The following is a 25,782-nucleotide window of genomic DNA, read 5'->3' as shown; positions in this document are numbered from 1 at the left end:
GTTTTCATGGCTGTCGCTGCCAACAAACGTTCGGTAATGACGCTGTTCTCTGGCCCGACCGACATCTTTAGCCATCAAGTACGTATTGTACTGGCTGAAAAAGGCGTCAGCGTCGAGATCGAGCAGGTTGAACCCGATAACCTGCCGCAGGATCTGATTGACCTCAACCCTTACCAAACGGTACCGACGCTGGTTGATCGCGAACTGACCCTGTACGAATCCCGCATCATCATGGAATACCTTGATGAACGTTTCCCGCATCCACCGTTAATGCCTGTTTATCCGGTTGCGCGTGGTGAAAGCCGTTTGATGATGTTACGCATCGAGAAAAATTGGTACTCGCTGATGTACAAAATCGAGCAGAGCAACGGTCAGGAAGCTGAATCAGCACGCCGTCAACTGCGCGAAGAGCTGCTGGCTATCGCCCCAATCTTTGGTCAGACGCCTTACTTCATGAGCGAAGAATTTAGCCTGGTGGACTGCTACCTTGCTCCGTTGCTGTGGCGTTTGCCGCAAATGGGTATTGAATTAATCGGTGCAGGTTCCAAAGAGCTGAAAGGCTATATGACCCGCGTATTCGAGCGTGATGCATTCCTGGCTTCTCTGACCGAAGCCGAGCGCGAAATGCGCCTGCAGACTCGGGGCTAAGTCGCCATGGATACGCTTCAGATGACTCCACGCCGGCCTTATTTATTACGGGCATTCTATGACTGGTTGCTGGATAACCAACTCACTCCGCATCTAGTGGTGGATGTCATGCTTCCTGGTGTGCAGGTACCCATGGAGTTTGTCCGCGATGGTCAGATCGTATTGAATATTGCTCCGCGTGCCGTAGGCAACTTGCAACTCGGCGACAATGAAGTGAGCTTCAATGCACGCTTTGGTGGTGTACCGCGTCAGGTTTTGGTTCCGATCGCTGCCGTGTTGGCAATTTATGCGCGTGAAAACGGGGCTGGCACCATGTTTGAACCTGAAGCCGCATATGAAGCTGAAGGGGTTGTTGAAGATCCTGAAACTGGGAAAAGCACTTCAGCGGCCCTGATGTCGGTGGTTGACGGCAATCGTCCTGATAATGACGAGGGTGATAATGGCCCAGATGACGAACCAACTCCGCCGCCACGTGGTGGTCGCCCGGCGTTGCGTGTTGTTAAGTAATCAGCATTAGACGTATAAAAAGGCACAGCATGCTGTGCTTTTTTTATGGCGACTGGTTTGCATAAACTGGGGTGCTACAGTCAAAAATAAGGGCCGGTGTTATCCAGCCCTATGACCAATACTAGTCTGACTAGACTTCCAGATAGTTCATGATGCCCTCAGCGGCTTTACGCCCCTCAGCAATAGCAGTAACCACCAGATCGGAACCGCGTACGGCATCACCACCGGCGAATATCTTTGGATTGCTGGTCTGGAAAGCATTATCCATGCTCTCCGGCGCGACGATACAGCCCTGTTTATCGAGCTGAACGCCATGCACAGCCAGCCAATCCATCTGGTGTGGGCGGAAACCAAATGCAATTACCACTGCGTCTGCGGCGAGCACGTGTTCTGAACCTGGTACTTGCTCAGCGACTTGGCGGCCATTGGCATCCGGTGAACCCAATTGGGTACGTACCATCCTGACGCCAGCGACATGTCCAGAACTGTTAAGCTCAATGCTTAGCGGTTGCAGGTTGAATTTGAACTCAACCCCTTCTTCACGGGCGTTCTTCACCTCACGCCGTGAACCGGGCATATTGGCCTCATCACGGCGGTAAGCGCAGGAGACTTGAGTAGCACCTTGGCGAATAGCAGTGCGAACACAGTCCATTGCAGTATCACCACCGCCCAGAACAACAACACGTTTGCCTTCCATACTGATATAAGGTTCATGCTGTTGTGCTTCGTAGCCCATTAACTGTTTAGTGTTGGCGATTAGGAAAGGTAACGCATCGTAAACGCCCGGCGCATCTTCGTTTTCCAATCCACCACGCATAGACTGATAGGTGCCCACACCAAGGAATACGGCATCGTATTCACTCAGCAAGGTTTCCATCGTGATGTCTTTGCCGACTTCAGTGTTGAGTTGGAATTCGATCCCCATCTCGCTAAAGATTTCGCGGCGTTTGATCATCACTTCCTTTTCCAGTTTGAACGCTGGAATGCCAAAAGTCAGCAGACCACCAATTTCTGGGTGACGATCAAAAACAACAGATTTAACACCATTTCGGGTTAATACGTCGGCGCAGGCCAGGCCAGCCGGGCCTGCGCCGACGATAGCAACCCGCTTGCCGGTTGGATGGACGTGTGACAAATCCGGCTTCCAACCCATTTCAATCGCTTTATCATTGATATAACGCTCGATATTACCGATGGTGACTGCACCGAACTCATCGTTCAGAGTACATGAGCCCTCACATAGCCGGTCTTGCGGACAGACACGGCCACAGACTTCAGGCAAGCTATTGGTCTGATGCGCTAGATCTGCCGCTTCCATAATGCGGCCTTCGTTTGCCAGTTTTAGCCAGTTGGGAATATAGTTGTGAACCGGACATTTCCATTCGCAATAAGGGTTGCCACAGGATAGACAACGGTCGGCCTGCGCCTTCGCCTGAGTTTCCGAAAACGGTTCGTAAATCTCTACAAACTCAATTTTGCGGATCTTCAGCGGTTTTTTGGGCGGATCAACGCGCTGCAGGTCGATAAATTGATAAACATTTTGACTCATTCAATGACCCCTTACTACTGCGCCTGAACCCGCAGCTCTGCGGCGCTTCGACTACGGTGACCCAACAATGCTTTGACATCGCTGGACTTTGGCTTGATCAACGCAAATTTTGGTGCCCATTCTGGCCAGTGAGCCAGAATTTCTTCCGCACGCGATGAACCAGTCAACTGAGCGTGCTCGGTAATCAAACCACGCAGGTGTTCTTCATGGATCGCCAGTTGGTCAACTTCCAGAACTTCCACCAGTTCAGGATTAACACGTTTACGGAACTCGCCGTCTTCATCCAGTACGTAGGCGAATCCACCGGTCATGCCCGCACCAAAGTTGATACCTGTTTTACCCAGCACACAAACGATGCCACCGGTCATATATTCGCAACCATTGTCGCCAATACCTTCAACGACGGTAATAGCACCAGAGTTACGTACGGCAAAACGTTCCCCTGCACGGCCAGCAGCAAACAGTTTGCCGCCAGTGGCGCCATACAGGCAGGTATTACCGATGATACTGGCCTCAAAACTGCGGAAGGCAGAACCCACGGGAGGACGCACGACGATACGGCCACCAGCCATGCCTTTGCCGACATAATCGTTAGCATCACCCGTTAGGGTCAGTTCGACGCCACCGGCGTTCCAGACGCCGAAGCTCTGACCCGCTGTTCCGGAGAAATGGACCTTGATTGGGTCTGCTGCCATTCCTTGGTCACCGTGGATTGTGGCAATAGCTCCCGACAGCATTGCGCCCACAGAGCGGTCAGTATTGCGAATATCGAAGTAGAAGGTTTTGCTTTGCTTCGCTTCAATATGTGGCTGTGCCTGCGCCATCAGTGTTTTGTTTAGCACCCCCTGATCGAACGGAGGGTTGCTACTTTCTGTGCAGTACAATGCTTTGCCTGCATGTGGCGTAGCCGTTTTTAACAATGGCGACAGATCCAGCTTGTTCTGCTTGGCGGAGATCCCGTCCAGCTCGGTCAGGAACTCGGTACGGCCAATCAGTTCCACCAATTGACTGACACCCAACTCGGCCATGATTTCGCGGGTTTCACGGGCGATAAACTGGAAATAGTGAGTGACGCGTTCCGGCAGGCCGTGGTAGTGATCGCGGCGTAGTTTCTCATCCTGAGTTGCAACACCGGTGGCGCAGTTGTTCAAATGGCAGATACGCAGGTATTTACAGCCCAGCGCCACCATCGGCCCAGTACCAAAACCGAAGCTTTCTGCACCCAGGATGGCCGCTTTAACGATATCCACACCGGTTTTCAGCCCGCCATCCACTTGCAGGCGGATCTTATGGCGCAGACCATTGGCAACCAGCGCCTGTTGTGTTTCCACCAGACCCAGTTCCCACGGACAACCCGCGTACTTCACTGATGAAAGTGGACTTGCACCGGTACCACCGTCATAACCTGCAATGGTGATCAGATCGGCATAGGCTTTAGCCACACCGGTGGCAATGGTTCCCACGCCGGGTTCTGAAACCAGTTTCACCGAAATCATCGCCTTCGGATTGACCTGCTTCAGATCGAAAATCAGCTGTGCCAAATCTTCGATCGAGTAAATATCGTGGTGCGGTGGTGGGGAGATCAGGGTAACGCCAGGTACTGAATAACGCAGTTTGGCGATATACGGCGTAACTTTATCCCCCGGCAACTGACCACCTTCACCAGGCTTGGCGCCTTGGGCGACCTTAATCTGAATAACATCGGCGTTAATCAGGTAAGCGGGAGTCACACCGAAGCGGCCAGAAGCCACTTGCTTGATCCGCGAAACCTTATTGGTGCCGTAACGTGCCGGGTCTTCTCCGCCTTCTCCGGAGTTGGAGAATCCTCCAAGGCTGTTCATGGCAATTGCTAATGATTCGTGAGCTTCCGGGCTCAAAGCCCCAATCGACATAGCTGCGGTATCGAAGCGCTTAAACAGCGATTCTGCAGGCTCCACCTGATCGACAGGGATCGGCTTGCCCTGCGGTTTGATTGCGAACAGATCACGCAGCATAGCAATCGGACGTTCGTTGACCAACTTGGCGTAAACCTGGTAATCGCTGTATTCGCCGCTGTGTACCGCTTTTTGCAGCGAGTTCACTACGTCAGGGTTGTAGGCATGGTACTCGCCGTTATGAACAAACTTCAGTAGCCCGCCCTGATCCAGCGGTTTGCGTTTCAGCCAGGCGCGTTTGGACAGATTTTGCAGATCCTGTTGGAAATCGCTGAAGCTGGCACCTGCGATGCGGCTGACCACACCTTGGAAACAAAGATCGCACAAATCACGGTGCAGCCCAACCGCCTCAAACAGTTTGGAACAACGGTAAGAGGCGATAGTTGAGATGCCCATCTTGGACATGATCTTGTACAGCCCTTTATTAATACCGTTACGGTAGTTAAGCATGACGTCGCGGTATTTTTTGTTGATAGCTTGGCTGTCTACCAGCTTTGCCAGCGTTTCATAAGCGAGGTAAGGGTAGACCGCCGTAGCGCCAAAACCCAACAATACGGCAAAGTGGTGTGGGTCACGTGCACTGGCTGTTTCGACGATGATATTGGCATCACAACGCAAATTCTTTTCAACCAGGCGGGTCTGGATCGCTCCTACTGCCATCGGTGCCGGTACCGGCAAACGTTGGTTGCTGATAGCGCGGTCAGAGAGCACCAGCAGCACTGCGCCATCACGAACTTTACGTTCCGCTTCGTCGCACAACTCACGGATGGTCTGTTCCAGATCTTGCTGTGCTGGATCGAAGGTCAGGTCGAGCGTATCGGCGCGGTAATATTCCCCCTCCAGCGTGGTGAGCTGTTTGAAATCCGAGTAAAGCAGGATCGGTGATTTGAAGCTCAGACGGTGAGCCTGACCTTCGGCTTCGCAGAACACATTCATCTCGCGGCCAATGCTGGTGGCCAATGACATCACGTGCGCCTCACGCAGCGGATCGATTGGCGGATTGGTGACCTGCGCAAACTGCTGGCGGAAGTAATCATAAATAATGCGCGGTCGGCTAGAGAGCACGGCAAATGGGGTATCATCACCCATCGAGCCGGTAGCTTCCTGACCAATCTCACCCAGGACACGGATCACCTGCTCTAGTTCTTCGTTGCTGTAGCCAAACTGCTTCTGGTAAGTTTCCAGCGTAGCGTCGTCTAGCTCGCGGCGACCCACCTGATCTTCTGGCAGGTCTTCGAACGGTACCAGGCGTTTGACGTTCTTCTCCATCCACTCTTTATACGGATGGCGGCTTTTCAGATCGTTATCGGTTTCGGCAGAGTGCAGTATCTTACCGCTACGTGTATCGATCACCATCAGTTCCCCTGGACCAACCCGACCTTTTTCCACCACCTCATCGGGTTGGTAATCCCAGATACCGACCTCCGAAGCACAGGTGATCAGCTTATCTTTGGTGATCACGTAGCGTGCTGGGCGCAGGCCGTTACGATCCAAGTTACAAGCAGCATAGCGACCATCGGACATCACAATACCCGCCGGGCCGTCCCACGGCTCCATGTGCATTGAGTTGAAGTCGAAGAATGCACGTAGATCGGTGTCCATGTCCGGGTTGTTCTGCCAGGCTGGCGGTACCAGTAAACGCATGGCACGGATCAGATCCATCCCGCCCGCCAACAGCAGTTCTAACATATTATCCAGCGAACTGGAGTCGGAACCGGTTTCGTTAGCGAAAGGTGCCGCGGCTTGAAGATCCGGGATCAGTGGTGTCTGGAATTTATACATTCGGGCGCGTGCCCACTGGCGGTTACCGGTAATGGTGTTGATCTCACCGTTGTGCGCCAGATAGCGAAACGGTTGTGCTAACGGCCAGCGTGGTACGGTATTGGTAGAGAAGCGCTGGTGGAACAGACAGATAGCAGACTCCAGACGCAGATCGGCCAAATCCAGGTAGAAACGTGGCAGATCGGTAGGCATACATAAGCCTTTATAGATCGTGACCAGGTTGGAGAAACTGCACACATAAAAGCTGTCATCCTGAACACGTTTCTCAATACGGCGGCGGGCAACGAACAGGCGGCGCTCCATATCGCGAGGGCGCCAGCCAGCAGGGGCGTTGACGAAAATCTGTTCAATACGTGGTAAGGAAGAGAGTGCAATCTCACCCAAAACGTCCGGGTTGGTAGGGACTTCACGCCAGCCGACTATCGACAGGGTTTCATTCTGCAATTCTTCTTCAACCACGCGACGACTTGCGTGTGCTTCCTCCTCATTTTGGCTAAGGAACATCATGCCAACGGCATAGTTTTTGGCTAAACGCCAGCCGCGCTCTTCAGCCACCATGCGGAAAAAACGATCGGGTTTTTGCAATAAAAGACCGCAACCGTCACCGGTCTTGCCGTCAGCAAGGATCGCCCCACGGTGCTGCATGCGTGCCAGTGCGTGAATAGCGGTACGCACTACCTTGTGGCTGGGTTCACCCTCAATATGGGCTATCAGACCGAAACCACAGTTGTCCCTCTCTTGGGATTTATCGTACAACATACCAGTGAACCTCCCCAGGCTCTGTGTGACTCTTACAACCGACTGCGAGGGGGCGTATCAACTTCAGGCAGAAGTCTAATCAGCAAGGTCAATATCGCCAATCTGCTTTTCTACCCTCTATCAGTGGCCTCTCGTGACGGTTTTCACAAGTGGTGAATGACTTGTTTTAAGAGGGAGTCTTAATTACTGCATAAATATGACGAGGCGTTTGTCCGTCCGGAAAGCTTCCAGCGGCCCTCCAACTTAACGAGAAAGAATACACAGGTCAAATATAGGCTTAACAGCGATCCTTGGCGGTTTGATTGAGATTATCATTATGAAAAATAATAATTTTTATGCATTTTTATTGTGATGATAAGACGTGCGTAGAGCTGAAAAAGTGTGAACTGTCTCACTGTGTAGTGCTGTTCGAATCTCTGGCCTATACTGGTAAAAACATATTTTTTGAATTTTTGTTCTATAAAATAAATATTTATTAATTTTAAAAACTATTTTTCATCATCATGTCATAAAGATATTAACTGTGCATGCAGGATTAGAAAGTTTCATCACCGAAAAAATGATTTTATTTGCACTAATGATGAATAGTTATACATTAACCGGCCTTTGGGAAAAAGCATTGATCTCTGTCATCGCGGGAAAAACCGTTTTTTACTAGCATCACGGATTTTAATACAGAGAAGTATCAGAATTATGCAGTTGCCGCAATTAGTCAATATGTTTGGCAGCGATCTTCAGCGCCGCTATGGTGAAAAGATCCATAAACTATCACTGCATGGCGGGTTTAGTTGTCCGAATCGCGATGGCACCCTTGGCCGTGGTGGTTGCACTTTTTGTAACGTTGCCTCTTTTGCCGATGAGCAGATGCAGCAACAAAGTATTACTGAACAGTTAGCTATTCAGGCAAAAAAGGCCAACCGAGCACAACGCTATCTTGCCTATTTCCAAGCGTATACCAGCACGTATGCGGAAGTTGAGTTGCTGGCCACCATGTACCGGCAGGCATTATCACAGGCAGATATTGTTGGCATCTGTGTGGGGACTCGCCCAGACTGCGTGCCTGAAGCAGCGCTCGATCTGCTTGCAAGTTATTGTGAGCAAGGCTTTGAGGCCTGGCTTGAGCTGGGGCTACAGACGGCGCACGATAAAACGTTGAGACGCATCAATCGGGGGCATAATTTCTCTTGTTATCAAAATACTGCACGCTTGGCTCGCGAGCGCGGTTTGAAAGTTTGCAGCCATCTTATCATTGGTTTGCCAGGGGAGGGCTATCAAGAGCATCTGGCAACGTTGCAAGCCGTGCTTGAAGGCGGAGTGGACGGTATCAAATTGCATCCGTTGCATATCGTTACTGGTAGCACTATGGCGCGAGCTTGGAAGGCGGGGCGTTTGCCGGAACTGGTATTAAATGATTATGCTGTCAGCGCCGGTGAAATGATCCGCCACACACCTAAAGAGGTTGTCTTTCACCGTATTTCTGCCAGCGCTCGGCGGCCCACTTTGCTAGCGCCATTATGGTGTGAGAATCGCTGGAATGGTATGCAGGCCGTTGGAGGCTATCTCCAATCGCAAGGGGGACAAGGTTCAGCCCTGGGAGTAAAGCAACGCTACAATCCTGATAACGTCTCCCTCTTGGACTGATTTGTAACCATTCCCACACATCTTGGTAAGGTTCCTTATCTCAACAGTTTTTTACGGTATTATTTATATCTGCTGCCATTCAAGCTACAGCGGGTGTTGGCTGCCTTTGTGACTTGGCCCCTTTAGGCTTTTACAAGCAGCTGACAAATCTGCTCCCGGCAGATTTGTCAGCTCAGTCACTTGGTTTACCAAGCTCTTTGGGTGCCACTCAGGTGCTGCTTGCCAGCAGATTGAATGAACTTGGGTATAAAAGACTATCTCTGTTGGGAATAACTGATGAAGCAAGTTCGGGTGTTAGCACAGTACTACGTTGATTTAATGGTAAAACTGGGACTCGTGCGCTTTTCACTGTTGCTGGCTTCAGCAATAGTAGTGCTAGCCATTGTGGTTCAGATGGCGGTCACCATGCTATTGCGTGGTGAGGTAGAAAGTATCGATGTGGTGCGTTCTATTTTTTTTGGTCTACTGATCACACCTTGGGCTGTCTATTTCCTTTCTGTTGTGGTTGAGCAACTTGAAGAGTCACGCCAGCGGTTGGCGCGGCTGGTTGATAAACTGGAGGAAATGCGCCACCGCGATCTTGCGTTAAACCAGCAGATGCAAGAAAACATCATTCAACTCAATCAGGAAATTGCCGATCGCATCAAGGCTGAAGAAGAGCGTCAACAGGTGATGGATAAGCTCACCGAAGAGATGGAGCAGCGAGAGTTGGCGCAGGTCGAGTTGGGCCAGCAGTCGGCATTGCTAAGATCTTTCCTCGATGCCTCGCCCGATTTGGTTTATTACCGCAATGAAGACAAAGAGTTCTCCGGCTGCAATCGGGCAATGGAACTGTTGACCGGTAAGAGTGAGAAACAACTGATTGGCCTGACGCCTTTCGATGTTTACAGCAAAGACGTAGCCGAAAAAGTGATTGAAACCGACGAGAAGGTATTTCGCCACAATGTCTCTCTGACTTATGAACAATGGTTGGTGTATCCCGATGGACGTAAGGCGTGCTTTGAGTTACGCAAGGTGCCGTTTTATGATCGCGTAGGTAAGCGTCACGGGTTGATGGGGTTTGGTCGCGATATAACCGAGCGTAAACGCTACCAGGACGCTTTGGAAAACGCCAGCAGAGAGAAGACCACCTTTATTTCGACGATCAGTCATGAGCTTCGAACGCCGCTTAATGGCATTGTCGGGCTAAGCCGTATTCTGCTCGATACTGAATTGAATGATGAACAGCTCAATTACCTGAAAACTATCCATGTGAGTGCTATTACTCTCGGCAATATTTTCAATGACATCATCGAGATGGATAAACTCGAACGGCGAAAAATGCAGCTTGATAATCAAGCGGTAGATTTCACCGGCTTTCTGGCAGACCTAGAGAATCTCTCAGGATTATTAGCACAACCGAAAGGGCTGCGGTTCGTTATGGAGCCGCAATTGCCACTGCCGCAGAAGATTGTGACTGACGGCACGCGTCTGCGTCAGATCCTCTGGAACCTCATCGGTAATGCAGTGAAGTTTACTCAAAAGGGGCAGATCGTAGTGCGTGTTCGGCGCGAAGTTCATGAGCAAATCGTGTTTGAGGTAGAAGACTCAGGCATGGGGATCCCGCAGGATGAACAGGACAAGATATTTGCCATGTACTACCAGGTAAAAGATCAGGACGGTGGACGTTCGGCAACCGGAACAGGGATCGGCTTGGCTGTTTCTAAACGGCTTGCGCAAAGTATGGGGGGAGACATTACCGTTAAGAGCTTACAAGGACAGGGCTCTTGCTTCACCCTGACCATTACTGCTCCCGCAGTGGAAGAAGAGACAAATGAGGCACAGGTATTAGATGAACTGCCGCTTCCTGCATTACATATTCTGCTGGTGGAAGATATTGAACTGAATGTGATTGTCGCACGTTCTGTGCTGGAAAAACTGGGGAACAGTGTAGAGGTAGCAATGAATGGCTGTGACGCGCTAGAGATGTTTGACCCAGATGAGTTTGACTTGGTGTTGCTAGATATCCAACTGCCGGATATGACGGGGTTGGATATAGCCCGTACGTTACATGAACGCTATGCCGATCGGGGTTTACCGCCGTTAATTGCGTTGACGGCCAACGTATTGAAAGACAAGAAAGAGTATCTTGAAGCGGGCATGGACGATGTGCTGAGCAAACCATTGTCTGTACCGGCGTTGACTAAAATGATCAAGCATTACTGGGATCATCAATCCTTATATACCTCAAACAAAACGGAGCAAGAGCAGATGCAGATTAATGAGTCGTTACTAGATACCGCAATGCTAGAGCAATACATGGAGCTGGTTGGACCACAGTTGATTCATCAAAGCCTTGCGATGTTTGAACAGGTGATGCCGGGTTATCTGGCGATCCTGGATTCCAATATGACCGCGCGGGACCAGAAAGGGATAACCGAAGAAGGGCATAAAATTAAAGGGGCGGCGGGATCGGTGGGATTAAAACATCTGCAGCAATTGGCTCAGCAGATCCAGACATCAACTCTACCGGCATGGTGGGACAACGTACAGGACTGGGTCGATGAACTGAAAGAAGAATGGCGTAACGATGTGGCCGTCTTGCGTGCTTGGGTTGAGAATGCTGAAAAAAAATGACCCCGACCTAAGGTCGGGGTGCGCGAATAATGCGCCAACACCAGGGAAATTGTGAACCCGCCTATTGGGCTTCAGTGTTCTGTTCGGCAGGCTGTTATAGATTTCGTGTACATCATACAGCTAACAACATATCAAATGTAAGCACTCTTGTTAGAAGATTCATTAAAATATGTGATGTACTTAGTGTTTGTAAGCAGTTAACAGCCTTTAGCAACGAGTTCTTACTGGAAGAATATCGAAGAAGCAGGTGGGGTATGTGTCGTGCTCAAGGGGGCGATTCATATGTGTACCCGTTACTTTTCAAATTACGTCCGCCAGTCTTACTGGTTTTACCAAGCTTCTGCGTACGTTGAGCCGCCGCCTGGCTGTAATTTAAGGTTATTCGGAGAGGTTGCTTCAGCCTTGCTGTCCAAGATAATTCCTTGGTTATTGCGGTTTACCATAAGAAACGATCCCGAGCTTGGAAATGTCAAGGCGGGGTAAGCCAGCGGTGTGAACCAGTGAGGTATTGTGAGTAATATTGAAAACCAAGTCGTTACGTCTCCGGCTTATATGTTTTTTAACTATTTCACTGGATTGAATAAGTTGGTTTCGCAGATGTTGGATTGGGTTGAATGATAAAATTTTCTGGTAAATCGTGGTTAACATCACTTGGTTTTTGGGTAAAACGTGGCCTAATTACCGTGCTTGGGGTGTGGTTGGCAAGTATTATCTTGTTGGCTTTTCTCCCTGTTCCCTTTTCTGCTGTGATGGTGGAACGGCAAATCAGTGCATGGCTAGAGGGGGATTTTAGTTACGTTGCGCACTCCAATTGGGTGTCGATGGATAATATTTCATCCAACATGGTGCTGGCAGTGATGGCAGCAGAAGATCAAAAATTTCCTGCTCATTGGGGATTCGATATCGCGGCGATTGAAAAGGCGATTAGCCATAATGAAAAACGCCCGGCGCGTATTCGAGGCGCTTCAACGATTTCCCAGCAAACCGCGAAAAACCTGTTTTTATGGGATGGGCGTAGTTGGTTGCGAAAAGGCTTAGAGGTTGGGCTGACGGCGGGTATTGAGCTGGCCTGGACCAAACGCCGTATTTTGACGGTGTACCTGAATATTGTGGAATTTGGTGATGGTATCTTTGGCGTAGAGGAAGCCTCCCAGCGTTTTTTCAACAAATCGGCAAATCGTTTAACCGCCTCGGAGGCAGCGTTGTTAGCTGCCGTACTCCCTAATCCGCATCGTTTTAAGGTTAATGCACCTTCAGGATACGTGATTCGGCGACAGCAGTGGATTTTGCGTCAGATGCGGCAGTTAGGTGGCGAAGGGTTTGTTAAGGCGAATGGGCTGAATTAATCGTGGATCTGTTGAGCTTACACCTCTCTCTTTTCCAGAGAAAGGCAGGGGTGAGAATAATCCACCCACCCCGGTAGGCTGGCTTACTTCACGTAGGTGAATGCAGTTGTAACGTGCCTTACGCCGCTTACCTGGCTGGCGATTTGTGCCGCAGATTGCCCTTCTTTCTGTGTCACAAGACCGAGTAGGAAGACCTCACCGTTTTCAGTTGTCACCTTCACGTTCGAAGATTTGACGGTGTCGCTGGTCAGTATTTGTGAACGAACTTTGGTTGTGATCCACGTATCTGAAGAGGCAGTACCAAGACTAACTGGAGTACCCTGACGGATTTCGTTGTATACGGCGACAGCACCTTCAACACCGAGAGCTATCTGTTTCGCTCGACTGGCGAGTTCAGTACTGGGGGCTTGACCGGTCAATAGTACCTTCCCTTCATAAGCGGTTGCTACGACACGTGCTTCTTTTTTCAGTTGCTGGTCTTTTCTGAGGGCACTCTCAACCCGGGCCTCTAATGTACCATCATCAACCTGTGTTCCAACCGTGCGGGGGTCAGAGGCTGTTTTGGTCGCAACGGCGGCACTGCCGACAACAACTGCGCCGACACAACCTTGTAATAGCAGGGCGCTGAACAGCACTGCAAATGTGGCTTTTAGCTTCATCTCAGTTCCTTTAATCGTCCTGGTGGGGAAACAATGTATTATCAATTAGGTCACATAGGCAATTTACGGTGAGCATATGCATTTCTTGAATGCGTGCGCTGCGGTGAGAAGGGATACGTATTTCCACATCCTGTTGGCCGAGTAAACCGGCCAGCTCTCCACCATCATGACCTGTTAGAGCAACAATAGTCATATCGCGTGTTACCGCAGCTTCGACCGCCTTTACAATATCACGGCTATTGCCATGAGTGGAAATCGCCAGCAATACGTCACCGGCATGGCCGAGTGCTCTCACCTGCTTGGCATATACTTCATCATGCAGGCGATCGTTACCGATCGCTGTCAGTACGACGTTATCCGCATTGAGCGCAATGGCTGGCAGGCTGGGGCGCTCGGTTTCAAAACGGTTTATCATACTGGCGGCGAAATGCTGGGCGTTGGCCGCAGAGGTTCCATTGCCACAGCAGAGGATCTTATTACCGCTCAATAGTGATTGAACCAGAGTCATTGCAGCACTGGATATAGCGTCTGGTAAAGCTTCCGCTGCCGCAATCTGAGTTTGGATACTTTCGGTAAAACAGGCTTTGATTCTATCCAGCACGTTGTTTTTAATCCACTAAGTCAAAGGCCGGCCTGGGCCGGTAAACAATGATTAATCCGCATTGAAAGCATTCGGTATCCATTCTAACTGGTTACCGGTAATGGCTAAAACATCAAAACGGCAAGATGATGTGTCAAAACTGGCTCCGCGCCCTGCCAGCCATACGGCGGCAACGTGCAGCAACCGCTGTTGCTTGCGGTAAGTTACGCTGGCTGCCGCATCGCCAAAGGCAGCGCTACGGCGGTAGCGAACCTCAATGAACACCCAAGTCTGACCGTCGCGCATGATAAGATCAATCTCACCACCACGAACTGCCACATTGGCTGCTATGAAGGTGAGCCCTTGGCGCTCAAGGTAATAGCGGGCTTTAGCTTCATAGCCCGCCCCTTTGGCGCGTTGGCTCAGTAGACCGGAACGACCATGCCACGGCGGTATTGCAGCCAAGTCAGTTTCCTGTTGATGACACAATTAGGTGAAGCCGTCAGCACACCAGTGACTCCTGATACCTGAAACCCTGGCAACTGACGCATTTCAGCAAAGTGATTGGCTAATGTCCAGGCATCCATCCCCATGGCATAGAGGCGTACCAGAGAATAGTCGTTGCCGAACTGGCGACTAACTTGCTGTTGCAACTGGGGGTTAGCCCCTGATAGTAGAGGGATATCACTAAATTGCAGCCCCTCCATTTCAAGCCGGAAGTCTGGGCCTGCACCCGCCTGGTAACTGCGAGAGCTGGCAAACATGGCTGGTTTGCTACGAGAATTGGTTGTCATGTCGATCAACGGCTTGATCAACGTCAACTGATCCGGCGTCGCTACGATGTAGACCGCATCGATACTACCTTCGATAGAAACAGGGAGATCGCTGGGTTGGGAAGGGATGGTAAGACCTGCAATGGTAATAGACTGTTGTGCCTGTACGTTGACCGGTGTACCGGTTAAACGGATGCCGCCCCTATTGACCATCTGGCGTAGTTCACTGGTAGAACCAATGCCTTGTTGTAACACGGTCTGCCCACCTTGCATCTGCCATTCTTCAGCGAAAGCTTTGGCGATGCGATCACCAAACGTGCCGTTGGGGAGCAACAGCAAGGGTTGGCGTTTTTGTTGTTGCCAGATATGGCGTGCTGCATCTCGGGCTTCATCTTCTGGCGACAGTGCAAAGAAACAGATATTCGGGCTATCTTGTGGCTGTTCAGGCTGGTTGAGTGCCAAGACGTTGAGTGTCGTGTTAGTGTTGGCGAGTTGTTCAACATCGGGCTTCAACAATGGCCCTACAACTAAGGTAGCCCCCTCTTGTTGCGCTTGCGCCAATAATGCAGGCAAAGGCTGGCTGGAAGTATCGTATACTTTCACTACCCCGGTGGCAGCAGGTGGTGGCGTAGTAATAGGCGCTGCGACTACGGGTTGCTCCACGTCTACTGAAACGCTGTCTGCTTGAGGCGTTGAAGTGCTTACTGCTCCGTCGATGTTGTCGGAAACCATTGGCATTTCGGGGGCTGGATTATTTACAGGCTGAGATGACTGAACTGGAGCGGCGAGCGTTATGCCACCCTTAGCTGCGGCAAAACCTTGCTGGATCGCATCGGCAAAAACCTTGGCCTGGCCGTTCAACGGCAATAACAGAGCAATACTTGAAGTAGAAGCTTGGGTGAAGTTAAGCACTTGATTCAGCTGAGTTGGCAGACTTTTGGCCGCAGGATTCAGTGGATAACGGTTCTGCCAGTCTTTGATCCCGGCTTTCAGTAGATTGGTGTCCTGTTTGTTTTCTTGATAGAGGCGTAACAGATCGAGCCAGCCTTGCAGCACGTTCTCATCTGCGTTGATCACCAAGCTATTCAGGCCAGCGGTCGTGAGGCCCAGCAGAGTTTGCCAGGTATTATCCAGATTTTCCTGATGTTCTTTGGCACTCAGTAAAGGTTCTTGGGCTATGTAGGCTCTGATTAAAGTTAATGAGGCCAGGCCCTGATGAGCTGAGATCTGCGCCTGGTACAGGCGGGCCAATTGATTTGAGGACAGTGAATTCTTGTCAATCTTATCCAAAGAGTCGCGTGCGGCAGCAAAATTTTTATCGGCAACTTGCAGCTCTGCGTTCAGCAACTGTTGTTCCTGTTGCTGCGTGCTGGTCATGTCCTGTGGCAAAGAACTTAACTGCTCACTGGCCTGTGCCTGTTTGCCTTCGCGTATCAATGCGCGAATAGCAAGTAATTGCCAGTCAGCCTTGTTATCATCGCTGCTTTGCTGCAACTGCTGCAGGTAATAATCGGAATTGGCACTAGCTTCGCCCTGTATATTTGAGGCGGTAGTCTGCGGTGCCCGGCCAGGGCAGCCAGCCAAAAGAAGGGCTGCCAGTACAACAGGTAGCAGACGTCCTGCTTTGGTACGAACGAATGTTGAGGAAAGCATACTGTATCCAGTGATGTTTTTTTCAAGATGGTCAATATTAAATCGGCAATCCGGATGAAACAATGAATCAACACCAACAATCAGTCATTTCTGCATCAACGCTGTACGTGGTGCCCACTCCCATCGGTAACCTCGGGGATATCACTCATAGGGCATTAGAAGTACTGAAAAGCGTCGATCTGATTGCGGCAGAAGATACGCGTCATACCGGGTTGTTGCTGCAACACTTTGCTATTAGCGCGCGGTTGTTTGCGCTGCACGACCATAACGAACAGCAGAAGGCGGAGCAACTGCTGGCAAAATTGCAGGAAGGCCAGAGCATAGCACTGGTTTCCGATGCTGGCACGCCACTGATTAACGATCCTGGCTACCATCTGGTACGCCGCTGCCGTGAAGCAGGGATCCGTGTGGTTCCACTGCCTGGCGCCTGCGCAGCCACTACCGCACTTTGTGCTGCAGGTGTAGCTTCTGATCGTTTCTGCTACGAGGGATTTCTACCAGCAAAAACCAAAGGACGTAAGGATACCTTGCTGGCGCTGGCAGAGGAACCTCGTACACTGATTTTCTATGAATCGACCCATCGTTTATTGGATAGCTTACAAGATATGGTGACTGTTTGGGGACCACAACGTTATGTCGTGTTGGCCCGAGAACTGACCAAAACATGGGAGTCAATCTATGGTGCGCCGGTAGGAGAACTATTAGATTGGGTTCAAGAAGATGAAATGCGCCACCGGGGCGAGATGGTTCTGATTGTGGAAGGTCATAAAACGCAGGAAGACGCTTTACCACTTGAAGCGATCCGTACCTTGGCTCTGTTGCAAAAAGAGCTACCGTTGAAGAAAGCGGCCGCGTTATCGGCAGAGATCCACGGCGTGAAAAAAAATGCGTTATACAAGTACGCCTTGGAGCAACAAGAAAGTCAGGTTAATTAACTGCCTGTGCGACTTGCTTTAGCGATCGGCATCGGTTGCCTTAGCCTAAAACGGTTGACCTACTCTGGTCACGACGCTACTATCCGCGCCGGAGTTGACCAGACAGTCGCCGCTTCATTGCCGTCCTCTTCGGGGGAGACAGATGGAGGGGAGGAAAGTCCGGGCTCCATAGGGCAGGGTGCCAGGTAACGCCTGGGAGGCGCAAGCCTACGACTAGTGCAACAGAGAGCAAACCGCCGATGGCCTGCGTAAGTGGGATCAGGTAAGGGTGAAAGGGTGCGGTAAGAGCGCACCGCGCGGCTGGCAACAGTTCGTGGCACGGTAAACTCCACCCGGAGCAAGGCCAAATAGGGGTTCACATGGTACGGCCCGTACTGAACCCGGGTAGGCTGCTTGAGCCAGTGAGCGATTGCTGGCCTAGAGGAATGACTGTCCACGACAGAACCCGGCTTACCGGTCAACTCCCTCTATAAAATGGCAAACCCCGCGTGATAAATATCGCGCGGGGTTTTCGCTGTTGTTGATTGATTTAAATTATAAATCAATCAACAGGGTGCGTAGCGGTGTTTCTGCCTGGATTGTAATGTGCTTTTCCTCACGGATAAACGCACCGTCTCCACAGGTTAGATTCTGGCTACAGTGGCTTTCGCCGCTAATCTTAGCGGTGCCGTATATCGATTGGAGATAAGCCCGCTCTCCATTCAATACTAGCGTTTTTTGTTCCCCTGCTTGTAAATCCAGATGATGGACCCAGATCTTTTGTCGCAGTTGTAAGCTGCCTTGTTCGCCATCTGGTGAAGCTAGCAGCGAATGAGGGTGTGAAGATAGATTCAGGCGTTGCACTCGTTCATTGCTACCTTCTGGGCATGCCTCAAACCACAGTTGCATTCGGGTCAATGGAGTAACACTGCTGACATTCTGTTCGCTATAGCTAAGCCTTGAATGAGTGGCAAGCAGCAATGCATCTCCCGCCGCTGCGCGTAGAACATTTCCATCACTATCTCGGTATTCCGCTTCACCCTGCAAAATCAGATTCAGAATATCAACATTAGGGTAGGTGCGCGGTTGGAATGAGGCTCCTGGCGCCAATACTTCCTGATTAAGCACTCGTAGTGAGGCATAACCCATCAGTTTTGGATCAAAATAGTGACCAAAGGAAAAGGTATAGCGAGCCTGTAGCCAACCGAAGTCAGCATGCCCGCATTGTTTTGCTGTTCTGCATGTAATCATCGCAATCGGCTCCGAAAATAGATGTTTCAAATGGTAATCATCTGGACGCAGGATTGTTAGCCAGTTAATCTGGTTGGCATATTCAAATTTCCTGAAGGAGGGATTCTATGGCTAGAGAGCGTGCACTAACCCTTGAAGCACTTAGAGTAATGGATGCAATTGATCGTCGCGGTAGCTTTGCGGCGGCGGCTGATGAGCTGGGAAGAGTGCCCTCTGCGCTCAGCTATACCATGCAAAAATTGGAAGAAGAACTGGACGTTGTGCTGTTCGATCGCTCAGGACATCGGACCAAATTTACCAACGTTGGAAGAATGCTGCTGGATCGAGGACGCGTATTGCTTGAGGCTGCGGACAAATTGACCACAGATGCTGAAGCGTTGGCACGAGGCTGGGAGACGCACCTGACCATTGTCAGTGAGGCATTGTCACCAGCGGCTAAATTGTTCCCCCTGATCGACAAACTTGCACTGAAGGCCAACACTCAGGTTTCGATCTTGACCGAGGTGCTTGCTGGGGCCTGGGAACGATTAGAACAGGGGCGGGCAGATATTGTTATTGCTCCGGATTTACATTTTCGTGCTTCTTCCGAAATCAACACCCGCAAACTGTATAAAGTCATGAGCGTTTATGTTGCTGCGCCGGATCACCCTATCCACCTTGAGCCAGAGCCGCTTTCAGAGCTTACCCGTGTGAAGTACCGTGGCATTGCCGTAGCGGATACTGCACGTGAGCGGCCGGTCTTGACAGTGCAACTGTTGGATAAACAGCAGCGTCTAACAGTGAGTAGCATTGAAGATAAACGTCGTGCATTACTCGCAGGGCTTGGTGTCGCCACTATGCCGTACCTGATGGTGGAGAAAGATATTGAGCAAGGGCGTCTGCGAGTAGTGGGGCCGGAATACAGGCGCGAAGTCGATATCATCATGGCTTGGCGACGTGACAGTATGGGAGAGGCAAAATCCTGGTTTCTGCGAGAGCTCCCGCGTCTGTTTGCCAAGCAGGAAAATTCTTAACCCTGCCTTTCGGGTTGAGTCCACCTGTCAGCGGAAACGAGCATCTCGTCCATGTGGTTGATCAAGATCCAGCGTTGGTCCGATTGGAATGATACCGTATGGGTTGATGGTGCTGTGGCTACAATAATAGTGGTGTCGAATGTGTGCCATGTTGACGGTCTCAGCAAGGCCTGGCATTTGGTAGATGTCGCGCAAAAAGCCGAATAGATTGGGAAAATCGCTAATACGCTGTTTGTCACATTTGAAATGGGTGACATAAACCGGATCAAAACGAATCAGCGTGGTCCACAAGCGCAAGTCGGCTTCTGTAAGTTGGTTACCTGCGAGGTAGCGGTGTTGCCCCAGTAGTTGTTCCAGTCGTTGTAGTGAAGCAAATACCCCACTCACGGCATCATCATAGGCTTCCTGACTGGTAGCGAAACCGGCTTTATATACCCCGTTATTCAGCGTATCGTAGATCCAGCTATTCAACGTATCGATCTTTTCGCGCAGTGCTTCGGGGTAATAGTCACCTGCTTGTGCGCCTATGGCGTCAAAGGCAGAATTAAACATGCGAATGATGTCGGCAGATTCGTTGCTGACGATGGTTTGCTGCTGTTTATCCCATAGAACAGGAACGGTGACTCGACCACTGTAGTTTTGGTCGGCATGCAGATAGAGTTGGTATAGAAAATCAGTGTGATACAACGTATCACCGGTGGTTTCAGGAAAATCTTTGCCAAATGTCCAGCCGTTTTCCAGCATCAGCGGATGTACGACAGAAACCGGGATACTTTGTTCCAGTCCCTTCAGCTTACGCATCAGTAAAGTACGATGTGCCCAAGGGCAGGCTAGGGAAACATACAAATGATAACGGCCGTTTTCCGCCTTAAATCCTCCTAGCCCATTCTCACCTGCTTTACCATCGGTCGTGACCCAATTACGGAACTGGGAGACTGAACGCTTGAAACGGCCTCCGGTGGATTTTGTGTCATACCAAGTGTCTTGCCAGATGCCATCAACCAGTTGTCCCATAAGAATCTCCTTCATGCTTACACCCTTCATTCTTCAAGTTGCATGGGTGTTGGCTTCGTCCGTTCGCATCAGACACATAGTGAGCTATGCTCTTGGCGACGCTTAGACTTGCCGCCTATATGCAACTCGAATTATTTTGGGTATATAAACGCAAAAAACCCAAAGATTTGGTTGAACAAATCTTTGGGTGATACGATCAGCTTACCACTTTTTGTTTAAAATGCGGTCGATGCTGAAACTCCCTGGGCCGGAAATAGCCAGGACAAGAAAACCCCCGGCGATAGACAGGTTTTTCATGAACATCAACTGGTTGTCACCTTCGGCAAAGTTGTTGTGAAACAGCAATGCAGTGAGAATAGTGAAAACGGCTGTAGAGATTGAAACTGTGCGTGTCAGTAGGCCAAACAGAATGGCCAGACCACCGCCCAATTCCAGAAGGATTGTCAGTGGCAACAAGAAACCAGGTACTCCCATCGCTTCCATGTATTGTTGAGTGCCAGCATAAGCGTCGCCTATTTTGCCGTAGCCTGCGACGATAAACAGAATGGGTAATAGAATACGAGCAACCAATAAACCTACATCTTCTAATTTTTTCATCATTTACTCCAAAAGTAATTTTCCGCGCCAATCTTGGCATTTTTTCCGCCAAGAGGTTTATGCTCTCTTTGGCTGGTTGATGAAGTGAATGTTAGATAGGAATAGGGTTTATTGTTAGCAAGTAAAACTGTCGTTTTTTTTCAAAAAATCTGAATTTCTTAAAGACGTATAAAATTCAAGAAAGCCAAGCTTGTAAATAAAAGTGCTAAGAAAGAATAGTAAACATAGTGAATCTCAATAAGAGCAGAGAATGCTTCATGAGAGAGTTAAGTGAATGGAGTTGTGATTATTTTTTCAAAAAAGCTTTTTGAATCAGCCGAGCTATTCCCCAGATATTAAACAATCTGCGCGACCAGCGGATCAATTTACTGGGATGGCGAATGCCATAAAGGGCAATGACGCTGGAGCCGACAGCGATAACTTTTCGTAAGACAAGAAGATTTTGCCAACTGCGATCAATACGTTCGGTCTTTTCCAGCCACAAAGCTTTAGTCTCGGTTAGATCTAGGCGTTGCTGCTGGATCTTCTTGATCAGTTGCTCTTTTCTCCATTCACGGTACTGGCGGTTATTCATCGCTTCCCTCGAGAGTAGAACGGTCGAGTTTAAGCTGCTTGCGTGTTGTACTCAACAGCGTGGAGCGGTGTGCCTTGGTCAGTGTCACAATGCCGACTATAATTGCCAAAAGCAGCAGAATGGCGGTTGTGGTGCCTAGAGCGAGCAAGCGGTATGCCGGTTCAATAGCCCAGAAGATAAAAAGTAATAAGCTCATCAGACCGAACGCGGTGAACAGTAAAGTGAGCCCTGCCATAATCAATAGCTGAACAAGGTTGGCTTTCTCTTCTTCCAGTTCGATGACTGCCAGGCGCACACGAGTTTCTACCATACTGACCAGAATGGTAATAATACGTTGTGCGATATCCAGGACCCCTTTAGCAGGGCCCTGGGCGCGATTTTGTGGAAGTTCTGTCATGATCAGCGGCGCGCGAGCAAAACGCCTAACACGACACCAACCGCAGCACCGATACCGATACCGGTCCAAGGGTTTTCACGTACATACCCGTCCGCTTGGCAGGCGATTTGTTTGGTTTGATGAGCCAGTTTGTCGCCAGCATCGGAAAGACGAGCACGGGTATCTTTCAGTGCCTCCTCTGCTTTAGTGCGCAGTTTGTCCAGTTCAGCTTTGGGTTTATCGGTAGAAGAGTTCAGCACTTCTTCCAGTGTATCGGCAAGGGACTTCAGTTCAGCGCGTAAGTTTTCTGCATTTGAATCTTGTGCCATTTCGATAACTCCTTAAGATTAACTCCAACAGGCTTTCAACATAGCGGATTTATTCGATAGAGCAAAGGGCTATGTCCGATTGTTATCACTGACTCATATTGATTATTGACTGCTAAAATCCCGTACAGTGGGCTTCTCGACGATAAATGCGCTCATTCAATCAGTGTAGCTTTTAGTTCTGCTTGCGCTTCTGACAGCTTTTGTTGCTTGCTGGCAATTTTATCCTGTCTTCCGCTTTGCTGAACCTCTTTCAACTCTTGCTCGCGCTTGGCAACCTTGTTCTGTTTTTCTGCGATCTTTTTCTGACGTTCGGCTTTTAAGCCTGCCTCCGTACAGTTGCTTTGCACTTCGCTCAGTGCCTTTTTCAAACCTTGCACGCGATAGTTATTACCATGTTGAGTGGCATAGTCGATTTGTGTCTGAATCTTTTGTGCTTTCCTGGTGCAGCCATCCGTGGTCGAGGAAAATGCAGAGAAAGTACACAAGGATAAGGTGACTAAGAGAAAATGGCGAAATATCATGGTTCAATTCCTATTTACTGACGGAAGAATTGCTGATTGACTTATCGAGCAATCGGGGAAACCTCACAATTTATTGATAAGGAACGAAGGGAAACGGCCTACCCCAGATTAAGCTTGGGAGGCGCAAACCCAGGAACCCAAAGGTTCGGTGTCTGCGATTCGCTCAGTGCAATGATATAACCGGGAGGTAAAATAGTTTGCAGTGCTTCACGGGCTAACAGTTGTTGTCTGGGGGAGTCCAGACGGATCAGCAAGCCATCGTTCTCTGGTGTAATGCTTTTTATGTGGATACCGCGTTCATCCAACCGCTGGTAGACGTAAAAGCCATCCGGTAGCAATAACCCTTGTTGTTCAACACGAATACGCAGTTCACTCTCGGTACGTATCATGAAAGGTACCAACACAATGATTAACGCCAAAAGTGCTAACGCCAAGAGTAACACGTATTGCCAGCGTGTATGTCTGGCAGTCATGCATCTTTCCCTTGATTACCTGAACGCTTATTGCGCCACAGAACCACCAGAGAACCTAACAGGCCGATGACTAACAAGGCTAGTGGGAGCACCATCAAGCCGAACATCAATTGGTCTTCATATTTCAGGAATAATGGTGTTTTCCCAATTGCAAACCCTACGGAAACCAGTATCAATACCCACAACAATCCGCTCATCCAGTTAAAAAACTGGAAGCGTGCGTTATCTAAACCGGATAAACCGGCGATGGTGGGTAACAATGTGCGTACGAAAGCCAAGAAACGCCCGACCAAAAGTGCCGACAAGCCGTGGCGATGGAACAGGTTATGGGCACGCTGATGGTAGTGAGGAGGTAAATGTGATAGCCAGGTTTGTACCGTTGATGTATTGCCCAGCCATCGGCCTTGTATATAACTGAGCCAGCATCCCAGGCTGGCGGCAATTGTCAGGATGACGATAGTGAGCGGAAAGTTCATTGCGCCTTTAGCGACCAGCGCACCAACCAAAATCAGCAGGCTATCGCCAGGCAGAAAAGCTGCGGGCAATAGGCCGTTTTCCAGAAATAAGATCATAAACAGCAAGGCATACAACGTCCAAACCAACGAGGGGTTCGCCAGTGTTTCGAAGTCTTGCTGCCATAAGGCATCCAACAGTTGCTTAATAATATCCATCTGGTGTTCCTAAAACGTCAATATTTGTTTCCGTTCAGCGGCAGGGCACGGTAACACCACGAGAGGCCCATGGTAGCTGAAGATGATGAAACGGCGTTGCTTTATTATTCAACCGTTCATGGTATGTCATAAGTAATAAGTCAGTGAACCTCGATAGAGTATGTTGCTTTCTTTCCAGCCCCCAATCCTGCTTTGCTGCTGGTTGGCATGTAGTATCCCGTTGACCTGCTGAAGCCGGTTGGTAACCGGAGCATCTGATTGACGTTGAGGCCGTGGACGGTAAACAAGGCCGATTGCTAAAGTATAGGCTGGAGCAAGCATGTTCGGCACAAGCAACGAGCCGGGATAGGACTGCATTCGATACAAAAACAGTAGTTTGCCTGGACACTTCTGGCGGAGTTCGCTGGCTGGACGGTAAACATGGCTGTAAGGGGGAGTTTTGATACTTAACGCAGTAGGCTTGGTTAACGTTTGTGCTAAGCAGATCTTCTCACCGAGTGCCAAACTGGCCCAGCAAGAAAGAACAATAAGCATGGCAAACAACCAGCGCATTGATTTGCGTTCCGTCCCCAAAGGCAGTAGATAAAAAAGTGCCCTAACTCTACCAAAATAGCAGGATTGGCAACAGGGAAATCTGCGTTATTGTTGACGAAATATGGCACCATAAAAGGCGACTTTGGCATCAATTCGGTTATTTTTACAATACCTTACATTCAGCCTGTATGATGCTTTATGACGGAAGGGGGTTATTTAACGACATTTGTAGCGTTTTCTAGGTGGACTACCGGATTTTCTGCAAACAGATAGCGATCGGCGTTGTATTCGAAATCTTCAGTGGTGGCATTGAACAACATCTGTTTGGTATTTTCCAGGTGTTGCCACATGGCCAGTTTGGCAGCGTGTGGATCTTTACGGATCAGGGCTTTGAGGATTTCATCGTGATCGTCACACCAACTGGCAATCGAACGTTCGTCAATGTGCTCGTGCAGTTTGATCCAGTACGGATTACTGATACGTTGCGTCCACATCTTTTCCACTATGGTTGCCATCGCGTTGTTCTGGGTTGCCAGAGCGACTTGAACGTGGAATTTGAGATCCCACTGCGAATCGCGGAAACGATCTTCTTTGCGAGCCTGCTCCTGAATTTCCATCAGTTGCACGATATCCTGCTTGGTCACTTGAGTTGCGGCGAACTCGGCGATGTTGCTTTCAATCAACTGGCGTGCTTGTAACAATTCGAAAGGACCTGCGGTGGAAAATTCGAGGCTGTCGCTAGGCACCACCAGGTTTTTCTGTTGATTAGAAATCACATGAATACCGGAACCTTTTCGCACTTCCACATAACCTTCCACTTCCAGCATGATGGTAGCCTCCCGCACCACTGTGCGACTGACATTCATCTCTTCAGCAATATAGCGTTCGGCGGGAAGTTTATCACCAACCGGATAGACACCGCCTTCAATACGTTGTTTAAGCTCGGCGGCCAATTGTTGATAAAGGCGTCTGGTTTCCGTGAATGTCATTAGTGAATACTCTGTGGTAGGAGGCGTAATACTATTAGACCTGTTATACCACTTATTGGTTTTGGCTGCCAGTGAGTCA

At 49.8% G+C, this 25,782-nt stretch carries 24 protein-coding genes and 1 other RNA gene; 8 read left to right on the top strand and 17 right to left on the bottom strand.

Annotated features, from left to right (window positions below):
- Positions 1-6: 6 nt before the first annotated feature.
- Entirely contained in the window at positions 7-648 is a 642-nt protein-coding gene (gene sspA / locus OK023_RS15200; protein ID WP_317693520.1) for a stringent starvation protein SspA, read from the top strand.
- 6 nt (positions 649-654) lie between these two features.
- Complete coding sequence (gene sspB, locus OK023_RS15195; RefSeq protein WP_317693519.1) at positions 655-1,155, top strand: ClpXP protease specificity-enhancing factor; 501 nt, start codon at positions 655-657, stop codon at positions 1,153-1,155.
- 130 nt (positions 1,156-1,285) lie between these two features.
- Here the strand turns inward: sspB and OK023_RS15190 are convergent, their stop codons facing one another.
- Both OK023_RS15190 and gltB read right to left on the bottom strand, forming a co-directional pair.
- Positions 1,286-2,704, bottom strand: a complete 1,419-nt coding sequence (locus tag OK023_RS15190; protein ID WP_317693518.1) for a glutamate synthase small subunit — start codon at positions 2,702-2,704, stop codon at positions 1,286-1,288.
- A gap of 14 nt (positions 2,705-2,718) precedes the next feature.
- The gene (gltB, locus tag OK023_RS15185) at positions 2,719-7,179 is read right to left on the bottom strand and encodes a glutamate synthase large subunit (RefSeq protein WP_317693517.1); all 4,461 of its coding nucleotides are present in this window, start codon (positions 7,177-7,179) and stop codon (positions 2,719-2,721) included.
- 693 nt (positions 7,180-7,872) lie between these two features.
- Here gltB and OK023_RS15180 point away from each other — a divergent pair.
- From OK023_RS15180 to mtgA, 3 genes are all read left to right on the top strand, one after another.
- Positions 7,873-8,820 carry a TIGR01212 family radical SAM protein gene (locus OK023_RS15180; RefSeq protein WP_317693516.1) on the top strand — a complete coding sequence of 316 codons (948 nt, stop codon included), beginning with the start codon at positions 7,873-7,875 and terminating at the stop codon, positions 8,818-8,820.
- A 276-nt stretch (positions 8,821-9,096) separates the two neighbouring features.
- Positions 9,097-11,436, top strand: coding sequence for an aerobic respiration two-component sensor histidine kinase ArcB (gene arcB, locus OK023_RS15175; RefSeq protein ID WP_317693515.1), 2,340 nt, complete (start codon positions 9,097-9,099; stop codon positions 11,434-11,436).
- A gap of 614 nt (positions 11,437-12,050) precedes the next feature.
- Positions 12,051-12,782 carry a monofunctional biosynthetic peptidoglycan transglycosylase gene (gene mtgA, locus OK023_RS15170; protein WP_317693514.1) on the top strand — a complete coding sequence of 244 codons (732 nt, stop codon included), beginning with the start codon at positions 12,051-12,053 and terminating at the stop codon, positions 12,780-12,782.
- Between the two features lie 83 nt (positions 12,783-12,865).
- Here the strand turns inward: mtgA and dolP are convergent, their stop codons facing one another.
- Genes dolP through OK023_RS15150 form a run of 4 tightly spaced genes read right to left on the bottom strand, consistent with a single transcriptional unit; the run spans position 12,866 to position 16,447 of the window.
- Positions 12,866-13,441, bottom strand: a complete 576-nt coding sequence (dolP, locus tag OK023_RS15165; RefSeq protein WP_317693513.1) for a division/outer membrane stress-associated lipid-binding lipoprotein — start codon at positions 13,439-13,441, stop codon at positions 12,866-12,868.
- A 10-nt stretch (positions 13,442-13,451) separates the two neighbouring features.
- Positions 13,452-14,042: a DnaA initiator-associating protein DiaA gene (gene diaA, locus OK023_RS15160; protein ID WP_317693512.1), complete on the bottom strand. Its 591-nt coding sequence runs from the start codon at positions 14,040-14,042 to the stop codon at positions 13,452-13,454.
- 51 nt (positions 14,043-14,093) lie between these two features.
- Entirely contained in the window at positions 14,094-14,447 is a 354-nt protein-coding gene (locus OK023_RS15155; RefSeq protein ID WP_317697751.1) for a YraN family protein, read from the bottom strand.
- The gene (locus OK023_RS15150; RefSeq protein WP_317693511.1) at positions 14,444-16,447 is read right to left on the bottom strand and encodes a penicillin-binding protein activator; all 2,004 of its coding nucleotides are present in this window, start codon (positions 16,445-16,447) and stop codon (positions 14,444-14,446) included. The genes OK023_RS15155 and OK023_RS15150 overlap by 4 nt, the downstream gene beginning before the upstream one ends.
- A 62-nt stretch (positions 16,448-16,509) precedes the next feature.
- Here OK023_RS15150 and rsmI point away from each other — a divergent pair, with 62 nt between their 5' ends.
- Both rsmI and rnpB read left to right on the top strand, forming a co-directional pair.
- Positions 16,510-17,382 (top strand): 16S rRNA (cytidine(1402)-2'-O)-methyltransferase, encoded by an 873-nt coding sequence (gene rsmI, locus OK023_RS15145; protein WP_317693510.1) that lies wholly within the window; start codon positions 16,510-16,512, stop codon positions 17,380-17,382.
- Positions 17,383-17,472: 90 nt separating this feature from the next.
- Positions 17,473-17,851, top strand: an RNA gene (gene rnpB, locus OK023_RS15140) — RNase P RNA component class A.
- Between the two features lie 65 nt (positions 17,852-17,916).
- On the opposite strand, the gene OK023_RS15135 is transcribed toward rnpB, so the two are convergent.
- Positions 17,917-18,612, bottom strand: coding sequence for a pirin family protein (locus OK023_RS15135; protein ID WP_317693509.1), 696 nt, complete (start codon positions 18,610-18,612; stop codon positions 17,917-17,919).
- A gap of 107 nt (positions 18,613-18,719) precedes the next feature.
- Here OK023_RS15135 and OK023_RS15130 point away from each other — a divergent pair, with 107 nt between their 5' ends.
- Complete coding sequence (locus OK023_RS15130; RefSeq protein WP_317693508.1) at positions 18,720-19,625, top strand: LysR family transcriptional regulator; 906 nt, start codon at positions 18,720-18,722, stop codon at positions 19,623-19,625.
- Between the two features lie 27 nt (positions 19,626-19,652).
- Here OK023_RS15130 and OK023_RS15125 read toward each other — a convergent pair whose 3' ends face one another.
- From OK023_RS15125 to exuR, 10 genes are all read right to left on the bottom strand, one after another.
- On the bottom strand, positions 19,653-20,639 hold the full coding sequence (locus OK023_RS15125; protein WP_317697748.1) for a glutathione S-transferase family protein: 987 nt from the start codon (positions 20,637-20,639) through the stop codon (positions 19,653-19,655).
- Positions 20,640-20,840: 201 nt separating this feature from the next.
- The gene (locus OK023_RS15120) at positions 20,841-21,236 is read right to left on the bottom strand and encodes a DoxX family protein (RefSeq protein WP_317697744.1); all 396 of its coding nucleotides are present in this window, start codon (positions 21,234-21,236) and stop codon (positions 20,841-20,843) included.
- Between the two features lie 286 nt (positions 21,237-21,522).
- Entirely contained in the window at positions 21,523-21,810 is a 288-nt protein-coding gene (locus OK023_RS15115) for a YqjK-like family protein (RefSeq protein WP_317693507.1), read from the bottom strand.
- Positions 21,803-22,207 carry a phage holin family protein gene (locus tag OK023_RS15110; RefSeq protein ID WP_317693506.1) on the bottom strand — a complete coding sequence of 135 codons (405 nt, stop codon included), beginning with the start codon at positions 22,205-22,207 and terminating at the stop codon, positions 21,803-21,805. Before OK023_RS15110 ends, OK023_RS15115 begins: the two co-directional genes overlap by 8 nt.
- A 2-nt stretch (positions 22,208-22,209) precedes the next feature.
- Positions 22,210-22,515, bottom strand: a complete 306-nt coding sequence (locus tag OK023_RS15105) for a YqjD family protein (RefSeq protein ID WP_317693505.1) — start codon at positions 22,513-22,515, stop codon at positions 22,210-22,212.
- Between the two features lie 152 nt (positions 22,516-22,667).
- Entirely contained in the window at positions 22,668-23,036 is a 369-nt protein-coding gene (locus OK023_RS15100) for a DUF1090 domain-containing protein (RefSeq protein ID WP_317693504.1), read from the bottom strand.
- Between the two features lie 98 nt (positions 23,037-23,134).
- Positions 23,135-23,509: an EnvZ/OmpR regulon moderator MzrA gene (mzrA, locus tag OK023_RS15095; RefSeq protein WP_317693503.1), complete on the bottom strand. Its 375-nt coding sequence runs from the start codon at positions 23,507-23,509 to the stop codon at positions 23,135-23,137.
- On the bottom strand, positions 23,506-24,180 hold the full coding sequence (locus tag OK023_RS15090; protein WP_317693501.1) for a DedA family protein: 675 nt from the start codon (positions 24,178-24,180) through the stop codon (positions 23,506-23,508). The genes mzrA and OK023_RS15090 overlap by 4 nt, the downstream gene beginning before the upstream one ends.
- A gap of 126 nt (positions 24,181-24,306) precedes the next feature.
- Positions 24,307-24,732: a hypothetical protein gene (locus OK023_RS15085; RefSeq protein ID WP_317693500.1), complete on the bottom strand. Its 426-nt coding sequence runs from the start codon at positions 24,730-24,732 to the stop codon at positions 24,307-24,309.
- Positions 24,733-24,926: 194 nt separating this feature from the next.
- A complete protein-coding gene (gene exuR / locus OK023_RS15080) occupies positions 24,927-25,703 on the bottom strand; it encodes a transcriptional regulator ExuR (RefSeq protein ID WP_317693499.1) in 777 nt (258 codons plus the stop codon).
- Between the last annotated feature and the right edge of the window lie 79 nt (positions 25,704-25,782).

Origin of the sequence: Serratia sp. UGAL515B_01 (assembly GCF_033095805.1) — a bacterium.
In the GTDB taxonomy this organism is placed as follows: domain Bacteria; phylum Pseudomonadota; class Gammaproteobacteria; order Enterobacterales; family Enterobacteriaceae; genus Chania.
Note: the sequence above shows the minus strand (reverse complement) of the source record. Positions and strands in the feature narration are given on the sequence as shown.